At 67.0% G+C, this 14,028-nt stretch carries 12 protein-coding genes and 1 pseudogene (1 of these 13 cut by a window edge); 3 read left to right on the forward strand and 10 right to left on the reverse strand.

Translation table 11 applies throughout. The annotated features are described in order from the left end of the window. Positions 1-469, reverse strand: a pseudogene (gene thiL, locus ACTJK0_RS01725) (thiamine-phosphate kinase); it reaches 520 nt to the left of the window's first position. Between the two features lie 98 nt (positions 470-567). After that, entirely contained in the window at positions 568-1,935 is a 1,368-nt protein-coding gene (locus ACTJK0_RS01730) for a hypothetical protein (RefSeq protein WP_440744041.1), read from the reverse strand. A 117-nt stretch (positions 1,936-2,052) separates the two neighbouring features. Here ACTJK0_RS01730 and ACTJK0_RS01735 point away from each other — a divergent pair, with 117 nt between their 5' ends. Beyond that, complete coding sequence (locus tag ACTJK0_RS01735) at positions 2,053-2,556, forward strand: DUF3515 domain-containing protein (protein ID WP_110540961.1); 504 nt, start codon at positions 2,053-2,055, stop codon at positions 2,554-2,556. Positions 2,557-2,602: 46 nt separating this feature from the next. On the opposite strand, the gene ACTJK0_RS01740 is transcribed toward ACTJK0_RS01735, so the two are convergent. From ACTJK0_RS01740 to leuC, 6 genes are all read right to left on the reverse strand, one after another. Beyond that, positions 2,603-3,751: a D-alanine--D-alanine ligase family protein gene (locus ACTJK0_RS01740; protein WP_110540962.1), complete on the reverse strand. Its 1,149-nt coding sequence runs from the start codon at positions 3,749-3,751 to the stop codon at positions 2,603-2,605. A gap of 2 nt (positions 3,752-3,753) precedes the next feature. After that, positions 3,754-4,803, reverse strand: coding sequence for an NAD(P)H-dependent glycerol-3-phosphate dehydrogenase (locus ACTJK0_RS01745; RefSeq protein WP_181422317.1), 1,050 nt, complete (start codon positions 4,801-4,803; stop codon positions 3,754-3,756). After that, the gene (locus tag ACTJK0_RS01750) at positions 4,800-5,570 is read right to left on the reverse strand and encodes a lysophospholipid acyltransferase family protein (RefSeq protein ID WP_440744042.1); all 771 of its coding nucleotides are present in this window, start codon (positions 5,568-5,570) and stop codon (positions 4,800-4,802) included. The genes ACTJK0_RS01745 and ACTJK0_RS01750 overlap by 4 nt, the downstream gene beginning before the upstream one ends. 9 nt (positions 5,571-5,579) lie before the next feature. Further along, positions 5,580-6,905, reverse strand: a complete 1,326-nt coding sequence (gene murA / locus ACTJK0_RS01755) for a UDP-N-acetylglucosamine 1-carboxyvinyltransferase (RefSeq protein ID WP_026265620.1) — start codon at positions 6,903-6,905, stop codon at positions 5,580-5,582. Positions 6,906-7,031: 126 nt separating this feature from the next. Further along, a complete protein-coding gene (gene leuD, locus ACTJK0_RS01760) occupies positions 7,032-7,634 on the reverse strand; it encodes a 3-isopropylmalate dehydratase small subunit (RefSeq protein WP_110540964.1) in 603 nt (200 codons plus the stop codon). Positions 7,635-7,643: 9 nt separating this feature from the next. Next, on the reverse strand, positions 7,644-9,098 hold the full coding sequence (gene leuC / locus ACTJK0_RS01765; protein WP_440744043.1) for a 3-isopropylmalate dehydratase large subunit: 1,455 nt from the start codon (positions 9,096-9,098) through the stop codon (positions 7,644-7,646). 113 nt (positions 9,099-9,211) lie between these two features. Here leuC and ACTJK0_RS01770 point away from each other — a divergent pair, with 113 nt between their 5' ends. Further along, entirely contained in the window at positions 9,212-9,931 is a 720-nt protein-coding gene (locus ACTJK0_RS01770; RefSeq protein ID WP_043453233.1) for an IclR family transcriptional regulator, read from the forward strand. A 58-nt stretch (positions 9,932-9,989) separates the two neighbouring features. Further along, the gene (locus ACTJK0_RS01775; protein WP_440744044.1) at positions 9,990-10,538 is read left to right on the forward strand and encodes a DUF1697 domain-containing protein; all 549 of its coding nucleotides are present in this window, start codon (positions 9,990-9,992) and stop codon (positions 10,536-10,538) included. Here ACTJK0_RS01775 and ACTJK0_RS01780 read toward each other — a convergent pair. Both ACTJK0_RS01780 and ACTJK0_RS01785 read right to left on the reverse strand, forming a co-directional pair. Next, complete coding sequence (locus tag ACTJK0_RS01780) at positions 10,535-12,148, reverse strand: GTPase (protein WP_440744045.1); 1,614 nt, start codon at positions 12,146-12,148, stop codon at positions 10,535-10,537. The two genes, ACTJK0_RS01775 and ACTJK0_RS01780, sit on opposite strands and share 4 nt — an antisense overlap. Then, on the reverse strand, positions 12,145-13,917 hold the full coding sequence (locus ACTJK0_RS01785) for a dynamin family protein (protein WP_440744046.1): 1,773 nt from the start codon (positions 13,915-13,917) through the stop codon (positions 12,145-12,147). Before ACTJK0_RS01785 ends, ACTJK0_RS01780 begins: the two co-directional genes overlap by 4 nt. Positions 13,918-14,028: the final 111 nt, after the last annotated feature.

A 14,028-nucleotide genomic window follows, 5' to 3' on the forward strand; every position in this document is an offset into this window, starting at 1 on the left:
GGAGTACCGGCCTGCCGCCGTCGAGCGTTCCCAGCACCGCGACCGTCACCGAAATTTCGCTTCCCCTGCCAAGGTCCCCGCCAGCGACCGAACACTGCGTGGCCCCCAATCCGCGGATCGCCGCCGTCAGACCGTCCGCGAGGTCCTCCACCCAGCTGACCGGGGTATCAACGGGCAGGGTCAGGCTGACCACCATCGAGGTTGCCCGCGCCCCCATGGCGTTGATGTCGCTCAGGTTCTGCGCGGCAGCCTTCCACCCGACGTCGAAGCCCGTGGTGCGGTAGCCGTTGGGCCACAGGAGACGGAAATCCTGGTCCTGGACCTGGGTGTCGATGCTGATGACGGTCCGGCCGTCCGGGGCTGCCACGATGGCCGCGTCATCCCCGGGCCCGAGCAGCGTGCTGGAGGTGTGGGACTCCGCCATGCGAAGGCGCGGGAAGATCCGGGCCAACAGGTCTGCTTCGGACATCCCGGCAACGGTGGGCTGGCGGTCAACGCGGTTACGGAGGTCTTCAGGCACGCCACTACGCTACCGCGCCGGACCGACATCGTGTCCGTGCCGGACTGTCAACGCCCCCGGAGGAGGTCACACCGGACTGCCACCTGCCAAGCCGCCGGAGTAACGGGTATGACGGCTTCCGGCAACGCGGAATCAGAGCCACAAAGGACAGTTGCGTTCTGCACCCCCACTGCCCATTCGGGTCCTGTCTGCCGCGCAGTGGCTGCCTGGAAGTAGGTGGTGGACAAGAAGACTGCCAGCAGGGCAGGCGCCCAGTACCTGTGGCCGCTGCCAGCAATCAGCTTTCTGTCCTCGGCAACAACACAGGCAAGTGGCACAAGCATCAGCAAAAACATGGACGGGGCCACCGCGTAGCGAAAGAAGGTGAACATGGTCAGCCACTGGTCTTTGGTGAAATTGGCATAATCGAATTCGGGTGAAGGATTCAGCACTGTTGCTGCCACCCAGCAGGCCACGGCAGACCCGACTGCGCCCATCGCCACGGTCTTCCAACGCCAGCGGCCGAAAAAGAGAACGTAGACCAGCAGGCCGACGAAGATGGCGCAGGGAACGGCAATGGCAAAGCCGCCGAACGTGACGACGTTCAGCCCCATGGTGCGCGGGTTTGTTTCCCACAGGGAACCGATCGGCTGCAGCAGGAAGCCGTAGAGAATGGACAAGGGCTCAACCGAGTCCATCCGAGGCGCCTGGGTATAGCGGGGCTTGGAGATGGTGGCCACCAACTGGAAGCCGAGCCCAAGGATTAACGCCGCTGGCGCCCAGTAGTTCTTTTTCCGGACAAGCGACCAAACGGCGAGTGGAAGAAACAGTCCCGTGATAATTTCGGTGGTCGCCGCGGCCAATGTCCCTACAAAGAGAGCCGCACCTCCGTACCAGGTGCGGGGGCGGTATATCAGCAATAGCGGGCAAATCCAGAGCATGTACCAATGCAGGTTCGCGGCGTTTCCGAGCACCTCCAGCGGCGCCACAGGGACAAGCACAGGTATGAGCGCAACCATCAGACGGTAGCTGCGGTGCCCGAAGAGCTGGCCGGACAGGAAATAGGAGCCGACGGATATGGCTGCGACCACCAGGCAGCTAAGGAACGACATCAGCGTGCCGTAGGCCTCCAGGGGGCCAAGACTGTAGGCAATACCCGACACGATTCGCGGAACCGTATGCAGGTAGCCCGCATAGGGCTCCGCGATACTCTGCCATGGCCCGATGGACATGGTGTTAGCCAGAAAGACAGCGGCATCCTCGGCCCAGAGGGTGCCACGGGAAACTTCCGGAAGGCGGAACCACGCCAAAAAGGCGACACCGGCGACGGCGAACAGGTAACCGGCGGCGGTGAGGCCTTTCCTGCGAGCGGGGGAGAATGCTTTTTGGTCCATAAGTGCTGGATGGGAAGGCTCAGCAACCGCGGTGTTTTTCATGATGCAACCACTTTATAAGGTGCCGGCAGTACAAAAGGGCGGAGCGGGCGACGGCGGAGTCGTCCCACTCCACACGCCAAATTGATTTCGCCACATGCCAGCCGGGATGATGAACAAATGCACCATCCCCACCTGCCCCTGTCCGCCCGTGCCGCCAGGATGGCGATGGTTGGGGGAATCGCCGCCCTTTCGTTGACTGCCTGCTCCCCTGCTGTGGATGTGACCGCCGCCAAGGACGCCGCCAACCCGGCATGCGCGCCCATGATGGTGGCCCTTCCCGATGCCATTGGCGATTCGAAACTGCGCAAGACCAACAGCCAGGCCACCGCTGCCTGGGGCGATCCGTCGCTTGTCATCCTGCGCTGCGGCGTCAATGTGCCGGGGCCGACGACTGACCGCTGCGTCACAGTCAACGGCGTCGACTGGGTGATCAAGGAAGGCGACCCCGTCTGGACACTGACCACTTTCGGCCGCGAACCGGCGACCGAAATCCTGATGGACCCGGACAAGATCAGCTCCGCAACCGTGCTGGCGGACCTGGCCGCGGCAGCCGCCAAGGTCCCCTCCGTGCGGAACTGCGTGGGCCAGGAAGACCTGCAGAACCTGCCGCAAAGCCAGTAGGTCTTGCCGGCCCGCCTANCCGGCGCCGGCACCTGCCGGCCTGGGCTTAACGGAGGCCGGTTTTGCGGTGCAGCGCGAGGTAGATGAGTTCGTCGATCAGTTCGGCGTACCCAAGCCCTGAGGCTGCCCACATTTGCGGGTACATGCTCTTGGGCGTGAATCCCGGCATGGTGTTGATCTCGTTGATGATCAGATCACCCTCGGGGGTGTAGAAGAAGTCCACGCGGCTCAGGCCTTCCGCGCCCACGGCGTCGAAGGCGGCGGCCGCCAGCTCGCGGACCCGCGCGATTGCTTCCGTGGGGATGTCCGCCGGGCAGCTCAGGGATGCGGCGTCGTCCTCGACGTACTTGGCGTTGAAGTCGTAGAACTCGTGCGTTCCGCCTGCTACCGAGATCTCACCGGGCATGGAGGTCCGGGGCGCATCGGTGCCCCTCCCCTCCAGGACGGCGCACTCGATTTCGCGTCCGACGATTCCGGCCTCGATCACGAGTTTGAGGTCGTGCCGGCGGGCTTCCTCGATGGCGGCGTCCAGCTCATCCAGGGCATCCACCTTTGAGATGCCCATCGACGAGCCGGCACGCGCCGGCTTGACGAAGACGGGGAACCCCAGTCGGTCCACCTGCTTCCGCACAGCTTCCGGGTCCTTTTGCCACTGCCGGTCGGTCACGGCTACGTAGGGGCCAACATGAAGCCCCGCGGCCTCGAAGACCACCTTCATGTAGTGCTTGTCCATGCCGATGGCGGACGCCAGGACCCCTGCACCGACGTAGCGGGTGTCGGAGAGCTCGAGAAGGCCCTGGATGGTGCCGTCCTCGCCGAAAGGTCCGTGCAGCAGCGGAAAGACCACGTCGACGGCACCCAGTTCCTGCGGCACCTGGTTGGGCGATGCCACGATCAGCTGGTGCTCGCCGCCGATCTCGGCCAGGGTGACAGTCTCCGATGACGGCACGACTTCAGGAAGCGACGATGCCGCGAGGGACCATTGGGCCGTTTCGGCGGGGGCGAGGACCCACTGTCCGGTCTTGGCGATCCCGATGGGGATCACCTCGTACTTGTCCTTGTTGATGGCGCCCAGCACCCCGGCTGCGGTGACGCAGCTGACGGCATGCTCGCTGGAACGGCCGCCAAAAAGCACGGCTACGCGCGGTTTCCTGGTGGTGGCCGTTTCCCGTGTGGTGGCTTCGTCGTGGGACATGGTCAGTAATCGCCTTCAGGTTTCAATTCCCGGGACAGCAGGACGGGCCCCAGTTGGTCAACGGACAGTTTGCCTGCCAGCACCGCGACAACGGCGGCAGTGATGGGCATTTCGACGCCGAGCTTGCCGGCAAGTTCATGGACGGCCTGGCCGGACTTAATGCCTTCGGCGGTCTGGGTCATCTTCCGGCCCACCTCCTCCAGCGTCAGGCCCTGGCCAAGGAGCCGGCCTGCCGTATGGTTGCGTGACAGCGGGGACGAACAGGTGGCCACGAGGTCGCCGAGCCCGGCCAGCCCGGCCATGGTCTTGGCGTCGCCGCCCAGTGCCAGCGCCAGGCGTGAGGTTTCGGCCAGGCCCCTGGTGATGACGGAGGCCTTGGTGTTGTCCCCCATCTCCTTGCCTTCGCAAATGCCTACCGCCAGTGCGATGACGTTCTTCACGATGCCGCCGATTTCGACGCCGACAACGTCAGCAGTGGTGTAGGGCCGGAAGTAGGGTGCGGTGCAGCTCCTGGCCAGCCAGCCGGCGGTGGCGGGATCCGTGCAGGCAACCACCGATGCTGTCGGTTCCTCGCGGGCAATTTCCATGGCGAGGTTGGGTCCGGACACCACGGCGATTCGGTCCGGGGGGAGGTTGAGTTCCTGGCTGATCACCTCGCTCATCCGGGCGTCAGTCCCGAGCTCGAGGCCCTTCATGAGGGACACGACGACGGCTCCGGGGGCGATCATGTCCTTCCATTCCCGCAGCTGCGGGCGGAGGGACTGCGCCGGAACGGCGAGCACCACCAGGTCGGCTCCGGCGAATACGCTGCGGACGTCGGTGGACGCCGTGATGCTTCCCGGCAGGACGATGTCCTTCAGGTAATCGCTGTTGCGGTGGCTCGAATTGATCTCGTCCACCACTTCGGCGCGCCTGCCCCACAGCCTGATGCTGCGTTCGGCGCCGGTGGCAATCGCGGCGTCGGCGAGGATCTTGGCGAACGTGGTCCCCCAAGACCCCGCGCCGAGGACGGCCACGGTGCGGGCCGCTCCCGGCTTTGCATCAGCGGTCACGGGGCTTCCGATCCAGTGCCGGGCTTCTGTCCGCGGTCCACGAAGCGGCCGTGCTTGGCCTGCTGCTGCTTTGCCGGGTCCCAGCGCTCGGCGGGGGGCTGCCCGCCGCGCAGGCCGGCGAGGAGGCCGGTGATGGCATCCATGATCACTTCGGTGGCCTCGGTCAGTGTGGCTTTGTCCAGGGGACGGCCCCGGAAGGCGCTCAGGTCCACCGGATCCCCCACAACCAGGCGGGAGCGTTTCCGGGGAAGCAGATGGAAGGACTTGCCGTACCGGGGGAACACTTCGTGCGCACCCCAATGCGCGATGGGCACCACCGGGATGTCCCCTTCGAGTGCCAGCCGGGCAGCACCGGTGTGGCCCTTCATCGGCCACAGGTCGGGATCGCGGGTCAGCGTGCCTTCCGGGTAGATGATGATCGCACCACCCTCAGCCACGATCTCCTGGGCCACCTGCAGCGACCGGTTGGCACCCGTCGTCGAACGTTCCACCGGTACCTGCTTGGTGGCCCGCAGGAGCGCACCCAGGCCGGGGACGTTGAACAGCGCGGCCTTCGCCAGGAAGTGCGGGGCGCGCTTCTTGTTGTAGAGCATGTGCCCCACCACCAGGGGGTCGATCTCGGTGCAGTGGTTGGGGGCCGCGATGAAGCCGCCGGCGGGAAGCTTCTCGGTGCCTTCCCAGGTCTTGGACATCATGAGGTTCAGCAGCGGCCGGGCGATGCCGGCGATGAACACAAATGTGGCCCTGCTCTTGGCCGATTCCTTCACAGTTGCGCGCTACTTCGTGGTGGTGATGTCGAAGTCGGCGCCGAGGCCCGCGAGCTTTTCGGTGAACCGCTCATAGCCGCGGTTGATGATGTCGATGCCGGTTACCCGCGAGGTTCCGGTGGCGGCGAGGGCCGCAATCAGGTGGCTGAAGCCGCCGCGCAGGTCCGGGACGTCGATATCGGTTCCCTTCAGCTGGGTGGGGCCGCTGATCACTGCTGAGTGCAGGAAGTTGCGCTGGCCGAACCGGCACGGAACACTGCCCAGGCACTCCCGGTGCACCTGGATGCTGGCGCCCATGCGGATCAGGGCGTCGGTGAAGCCGAACCGGTTTTCGTAGACCGTTTCGTGGACGATGGAAACGCCTTCGGCCTGGGTCAGCGCCACCACGAGAGGCTGCTGCCAGTCGGTCATGAAACCGGGATGGACGTCCGTCTCCAGGACCAGCGGGTTGAGCTTTCCGCCCTTGTGGTAGAACCGGATCCCGTCCTCGCCGATGTCCATTCCGCCGCCCACCTTGCGGTAGGTGTTCAGGAAGGTCATCATGTCCCGCTGGGATGCGCCCTCAACGAAGATGTCGCCGCGGGTGACCAGCGCCGCCGAAGCCCAGGACGCCGATTCGTTCCGGTCAGACAGCGCACGGTGGTTGTAGCCGCCCAGGTCACGGACGCCCTCAATGCGGATGGTGCGGTCCGTCTGGACGCTGATGATGGCGCCCATCTTCTGCAGCACGGCAATGAGGTCGATGATTTCCGGCTCGGTGGCGGCACCGGACAGCTCGGTGATCCCTTCGGCGCGGGTGGCGCTGAGCAGGACCTGCTCGGTGGCCCCCACGGACGGGTACGGCAGCGAGATCTTGGCGCCGTGCAGGCCCTTCGGGGCCGAGATGTGGATGCCGCCCGGGCGCTTCTCCACCACCGCGCCGAACTGGCGCAGCACATCCAGGTGGTAGTCGATGGGACGGTCGCCGATCTTGCAGCCGCCCAGGTCCGGGATAAAGGCCTCGCCGATCGCGTGGATCAGCGGGCCGCACAGCAGGATGGGGATGCGGGAGTCGCCGGCGTGGGCGTCGATGGCGGTGCTCGGCGCCGTCTTCGCGGCCTTGGGATCGAGGGTGAGATCGCCGTTGACCGGGTCCTTCTCCACTGTCACACCGTGCAGCTGCAGCAGGGAGGTGACAACCTCGACGTCCTTGATTTCCGGCACGTTCCGCAACACCGAGGGTTCGTTGCCAAGCAACGCCGCCACCATTGCCTTGGGGACGAGATTCTTTGCCCCACGGACGCTGACGCGGCCTGTAAGCGGGACACCGCCGCGGATTGTCAGAACACTACTCATATACCGGTTTCCTCACGATCACTAGCCCCCAAAACCTTGCAAAGGCTCCAACCAAGCATAGGAGGTCGCGTTACCGAACCGAAATAAGGGCCCACCGGCGGCGGGGNCCGGTGCAGGGCCCGGGGGTCAGGAAAGCTTTGCCGGCAGGGTCTTGGGCTTGAACGATGGCCGCGTGGTTTCGTAGGCCGTGATGTCGGCCTCGTGCTGGAGGGTCAGCCCGATGTCGTCCAGGCCTTCCAGGAGCCGCCAGCGGGTGTAGTCGTCGATGTCGAAGGGCGCCACGATGTTGCCGCAGACCACGGTCTTGGACTCGAGGTCCACCGTGACCTGGGTGCCGGGGGCGTTTTCGAGTTCCTTCCAGATGAGCTCGATGTCGTCCTGGGCCACCTGCGCGGCCAGCAGGCCCTGCTTGCCCGAGTTGCCGCGGAAAATATCGGCGAAGCGGGAGGACAGAACGGCCTTGAAGCCATAGTCCTTGAGCGCCCAGACGGCGTGTTCCCGGGAGGAGCCGGTACCGAAATCGGGGCCGGCAACCAGGACCGACCCGGCGTTGAAGGGCTCCTGGTTGAGGATGAAGGAGGGGTCCTTGCGCCAGGCGGAGAACAGCGCATCCTCGAAGCCGGTCCGGGTAATGCGCTTCAGGTAAACCGCGGGGATGATCTGGTCGGTGTCGACGTTGCTCTGGCGCAGCGGGACGCCGATGCCGGTGTGCTTGGTGAACTTTTCCATGGTGCTGTCCTAAGCTGCGTCGATGCGGATGGCGGCGGGTTCGGGAGCGGGTTCAAGGTCCGACGGCGAGCTGAGCGTGCCGCGCACTGCCGTGGCTGCTGCCACCACCGGTGAGACCAGGTGGGTGCGCCCGCCCTTGCCCTGGCGGCCTTCGAAGTTGCGGTTGGAGGTGGAAGCACAACGCTCCCCTACCTCCAGCTGGTCCGGGTTCATGCCCAGGCACATCGAGCAGCCCGCGAAACGCCATTCGGCCCCGAATTCCTTGAAGACCTTGTCCAGGCCCTCTGCCTCGGCTTCCAGGCGGACGCGCGCGGAGCCGGGCACAACCAACATCCGGATGTTGGGGTCCTTTTGGCGTCCACGGATGATGTCCGCAGCGGCCCTCAGGTCCTCCATCCTGGAGTTGGTGCAGGAACCCAGGAAGACCGTGTCCACCCGGATGTCCTTCATCGGCGTGCCGGCTTCGAGTCCCATGTACTGCAGGGCGCGTTCCGCAGCCGCCTTGGCGTTCTCGTCGCCGAAGTCCTCGGGCGACGGAACGGCCTCGGACAGGGACACGCCCTGGCCGGGGTTGGTGCCCCAGGTGACAAACGGCTCCAGCGTGTTCGCGTCCAGGTCAACCTGGACGTCGAAGGTGGCATCGTCGTCGGTACGCAGGGTGTTCCAGTACTCGACGGCGGCATCCCACTCCGCACCCTGGGGGGCATGCGGCCGGCCCTTCATGAATTCGTAGGTGGTCTCGTCCGGGGCCACCATTCCGGCGCGGGCGCCGGCCTCGATGGACATGTTGCAGATGGTCATCCGGGCGTCCATGGACAGGGCGCGGATGGCCGAGCCGCGGTACTCCAGGACGTAGCCCTGGCCGCCGCCGGTGCCGATCTTGGCAATGACGGCAAGGATGATGTCCTTGGCAGTGACGCCGGGGCGCAGGGTGCCCTCGACGTTGATGGCCATCGTCTTGAACGGCTTCAGCGACAGGGTCTGGGTGGCCATGACATGCTCCACCTCGGAGGTGCCGATGCCCATGGCAAGGGCCCCGAAGGCGCCGTGCGTGGAGGTGTGCGAGTCACCGCAGACCACGGTCATGCCGGGCTGGGTGAGGCCCAGCTGTGGACCCACCACATGGACGATGCCCTGCTCGGCGTCGCCCAGGCTGTGCAGCCGGACGCCGAACTCCGCGCAGTTGTTGCGCAGGGTCTGGATCTGGGTGCGGCTGGTGAGGTCGGCAATCGGCTTGTCGATGTCCAGCGTGGGGGTGTTGTGGTCCTCCGTGGCAATGGTCAGGTCGGGGCGGCGCAGCCTGCGGCCGGCCAGGCGCAGGCCTTCGAAGGCCTGCGGAGACGTGACTTCGTGGACCAGGTGGAGGTCGATGTAAAGAAGGTCCGGCTGGGCGTTGGCACCGTCGCCGTCACCTTTGCGCACCACATGTGCGTCCCAGACCTTCTCGGCCAATGTCTTTGCCATGGCCATCTCCCTTCACTGCTGTTTGGCTGATGAATCCAACTGAATCAGGACGGTTCCGCACTGCGCCAGCCGAAAGATTTGCATCTCAGATATTGAGACGGCAATATCATTACATGGACAATTCTAGTGGAGTCGGTGTCATTGATAAAGCAGCCCAGGTGCTCGATGCCCTGGAGGCCGGTCCCACCACGCTGGCGCAGCTCGTAGCCGCCACCGGCCTGGCCCGGCCCACGGTCCACCGCCTCGCCCTGGCCCTGGTCCACCACCGCCTGGTCAGCCGTGATATCCAGGGCCGGTTCGTGCTGGGCAGCAGGCTTGTCGAGCTCGCCTCCGCCGCCGGCGAGGACCGCCTGATCGCCTCCGCGGGCCCTGTGCTGATGCAGCTGCGCGACGCCACCGGCGAAAGCGCACAGATCTTCCGCAGGCAGGGTGACTGGCGCGTCTGTGTCGCATCAGCCGAGCGCCCCATCGGCCTGCGCGACACCATTCCCGTCGGCACGCAACTGTCCATGAAGGCCGGCTCTGCCGCCCAGGTCCTGCTGGCATGGGAAGACCACGACCGGCTGCTCGAGGGACTCCAGCAGGCCCGCTTCACGCCCACCGTCCTGGCCGGAGTACGACGGCGGGGCTGGGGACAGAGCCTTGGCGAACGCGAGCCGGGGGTCGCCTCCGTTTCGGCCCCCGTCCGGGGTCCGTCCGGGCGGGTAATTGCCGCCGTCTCGATTTCCGGTCCCATCGAGCGCCTGACCCGCCAGCCAGGGCGCCTGCATGCCGAAGTTGTGTGCAACGCCGGGCGCATCCTGACCGAGGCACTGCGCAAGAACAACGACTAGCCGTAACAGCGAGGCTCATTACCGCTCCCCCGGCTTCCTGCGCCGCTAGGCTGTGCCCATGGGCAGCTACGCAGTGTTCCTCCGCGGCATCAACGTTGGCGGAATCAATATTAAGATGGCGGACCTCCGCGAAGCACTGAAAGACTCCGGCTTCGCCGACGCCAGGACCCTGTTGGCCAGCGGGAACGTGGTGCTCTCCAGCCGCCTTGACGCGGCTGCGGTCAAGCGGGAATGTGAAAAGTGCCTCCGCGCTGCTTTCAGCTACGAGGCGTGGGTGGTGGTCCTGGACGCCGGGCGGATTGCGGACCTCGTCGACGCCTGCCCCTATCCCGGGGACGACAAGTCCACCCACACCTACATCACCCTGTCGTCGGACACGGCCGTGCTTGATGAACTGGAAGCGGCAGGGGCTGCCCTCGAGGGCCAGGACCAGCAGCGGCTGGGGCCGGAGGCGCTTGCCTGGCTGGCCCCCGCAGGCGGAACCCTGGAGAGCCCTTTCAGCAAGATCAGCGCAAAACCGAAATTCAAGGCCGCCACCACTACCCGCAACCTGCGCACCCTCATTAAGGTCCGGGATGCTGCGGCCTCCCTTGCAGGGGCTTCCTAGGCTGCGGCTTTCTTCAGGGCCTTGTTGAAGGCTGCCAGCCGGGCGATTTCCTCCTCCACGGGCGTCACCACCAATTCCTGGGCCGCTGCCGCAACGGCACTGTTGAGCCGCCGTCGTGCCCTTGCTGCACGCGCGCGGGCAGCTCCTGCCGCAATGAACCGTCCCGTGACGGCCAGGAGGATTCCAAGCGCCAAGCCGAGGGCAATCATCAGCGTGGGCACCGGCCACCCCTCAACGCGCGGCACCTCGGGGACCGGCAACTGGAGGTACCCCAGGCCCCCCAGGACGCCCAGCCAGCCCAGGCCGCCCACGAGGGTCAGCAGTGCCAGCCACTGCACAACATTGAATGCGCCCCACCACCAGGCCCTGCGGTTGGCACCAAGGTCGGTCCCGGCAATGGCCTGGTCCAGGGCATCGGGCAACCGGTCCCGGCTGGTCCGCGCGGCGTTCCTGATGGCCGCCCGCCAGGGGCCGGGCGCACCCGCACTGGCCGAATCCGCGAATTCCCGGACCGCCGCATCAGAGCGCGCACGCTCCGGGGCGCCGGCCGGCGGCAATGACGTCCTGTTCAAGGCGGCGGGAGAGCTGCTGCGCAGGTTGAGCCGCCGCAGCGGGTCCGCCCGGAACCTGGCGAGCCAACGGGTCACGGGCCAGCCGGTGCGCCGTACGGACTCCAGGCGGTAGGACTGCCCCACGGCGCGCACCACGGCGGGGACGTTGGCCGCCACGGCAAGTTCCTCCGCCAGCCGCGTCCTTGCCCCTGGTCGGACACCGGCCGCCTCCCCTTCACCGGAAACGCACCGCAGGCCCTCTGCCGCAGCGGTGACGTCGGCCTCCAGCCGCCGGGACTGCGCCTGGCGCTGCACGGCAACCTTGCGGATTGCCGCCCGTACTTCCGCGATCCCCGTCCCGGTCACGGCAGAACACGGCAGGATCCCCACCTGTCCCAGCCCTTCAGCCGCGAGGATCGCGTGCAGTGAATCAAGCACCGGCTGCACGTCATCGGGAGGCAGCCGGTCCACCTGGTTCAGGACCACGAGGGTCACGGCGCCGTGGGAAGCGTGCGGAGCCAGGAAGCCGTTGTGCACGGCAGCATCCGCATACTTTTGGGGGTCAAGTACCCAGACCAGGACGTCCACCATGCCCACCATGCGCTGCACGATCTCCCGGTTGGCCGCATGTGTTGAGTCGAAGTCGGGCAAGTCCAGCAGGATCAGCCCTGTTTGCTCATCGGCGAAGCCGTCCACCGGAGCCGAGTGGTGCCGGTTTCCCACCTCCAGCCAGTCAAGGATGGCATCGCTGCCCGCTGCTCCCCAGACACCCGCCAGCGGTTCCGATGTGGTGGGCCGGCGGGCTGCCGCCGTCGCAATTTCCGCTCCGCTGACGGCGTTGAACAGGGAGGACTTCCCGCTGCCCGTTGCCCCGAAGAAACCCACCACGGTGTGGTCGCCGGACAATGACCGCCGGGAACTGGCGCGCTCCAGGACGCCGAAGACCTGCCGCAGTGCGTCATCCGGGAGGATCCCCTCCCCCAGTTCCCGGGCGTCCTCAAGCGCCTGGAGCCGGCCGTCCAGCCGGGAGGACTCCCGGGTACCGCTGTGGCGGCTCACGCGCTCTCCGCCAGCCGGGCCAGGTCCCGGGCCTGGGCTGCCAGCCGCTGCGCCTGGGCCCGGTCTTCCTCCGGCAGGCGCCGCAGGAACTTCTGTTCCTCGTCCGCCAGCAGGAGGCGGCAGCGCCTTGCCAGGTCTTCACGTGCCCTATCTGCCATCCGGCGCACCGCGTCCTCGCCAAAGACCGCCTCCAGCAGGCGCTGGCCCACCACGGCGGTTCCCCCGGCCACGCCGATTTCCAGTCCGGTCAGCCCTGCCGTCATCGAGAACACCACAATCATCAGGGCGGCGCCCAGCCCATTGATGCCAAAGGACAGCCACCGCGCCTGGGTGCGCTTTCCCTGGCCCTCGGTGCGGATCAACTCCATGAGCGCTTCCTGCCAGGCGCGGATTTCGGCTGCCGCGCGGTCAGCGAAGCCCGGTCCTGCGCCGGAGAGGTCGTCCGCACCGAGCAATTGCCGGCCCGCCGGGTCGGAGCGCCAGCGCCGGTCGGTGTCTTCCGCGGCGTTCGCTGCTTCGTCCACGATCACCGCCTGCAAACCGGTTTCGATCGCCGCCTCGACGCGCACTGCCGGGGCAGGCTCGCCGCGGAAGAACGCTCCGAGCCGGTCCCTGAAACGTCCCACGTTTTGCTCAACGACGCGGAAGAACTCCCCCGTGCCCACAAAGTCCTGCCAGCGGGCCAGTACCTCTCCCCGCAGCAGGGCACCGTCGCGGGTGGCCTCCAGGATGCGGGCGGCCGCATCCGCGTAGGCCGCGGCGGCGTCGGCTTCGAGGCGGGCGGCCGCTTTGTCCTGCTCACGGACCGCCCCGGCGATGCCGGCTACGCGGCCGGCCAGTGCCCGGACGGTGCCGTTCAGCGTCCGGCGCGCCACCGCGGCCCGTCCCGCGGCGTCGGCAGCCAGCGCCGCCACCCACTCCTGCAGTTCATTGACCGCGCCGGCAGGCAGCATTCCGGCCGGATCCAGGATGGTTTCGGCGATGATGAACAGGCGGCTCTTGGCCAACCCCTCGCGGTCGAGCAGTCCGCGGAGGTCCTGGCTCACCTCCTGCTCTGCTCCCGGCGGCACGCGGTCCAGCACCACGGCAACGGTGATGTCCCGGGCAGCGGCGTCGAGGAGGAGTTTCCACGGGACCGCGTCTGCGTACCGGTTGGCGGTGGTGACGAAGATCCAGAGGTCCGCTGCAGCCAACAGTTGACCCGCCAGCATGCGGTTCTGGTCAGCGATGGAATCGACATCGGGGGCATCCAGCAAGGCGATCCCTGCGGGAACGGCGGGGTCGGCGAGCAGCACGAGCGAAGCGGCAGCGTCTGCGCCCTGGCCACCCGGTTGGCCGGCGGAGGCGGGACTGCCGGTGAGGGTCCCGCGGATCCGGGCGAGGCCAGGCAGGACGCGCGGGCCTTCGAACCATGTGGCCTCTGCGGGGTTGTGCAGCAGGATGGGCTGGCGGGTGGTGGGCCGGATGGCGCCGGCCCTGGTGACGGGATGCCCGACGAGGGCGTTCACCAGGGTGGACTTGCCGGCGCCCGTGGAACCGCCGACGACGGCGAGCAGCGGGGCGTCCAGGCTGCGGTACCGGGGAAGGATGTAGTCATCCAGTTGGGCCAGTGCGGCCGCGGTTTCCCTCCGCGCGTGGTCCACACCGGGCAGGGCAAGCGGCAGTGAGACATCATCCAGGCCGCCGCGGATCTCCTCCAGCAGCGCCACCGCCGCGGCGGCGTGCTGCTCCGGCTGGGTGGTGCGGCCTTGCTCGTTGTCGGAGATCACAGCAACATCATGCCAGTTGAGGCGTCGAGGGGCCCGGACCCGGCGCGTCGGCCGGCGGGGATTTCCCGGGCGTCTCCAGCCGGCAGTGATGGGGCGTTTCCACAAAGACGG

The organism is Paenarthrobacter sp. 22069, assembly GCF_052046035.1.
GTDB lineage: Bacteria > Actinomycetota > Actinomycetes > Actinomycetales > Micrococcaceae > Arthrobacter.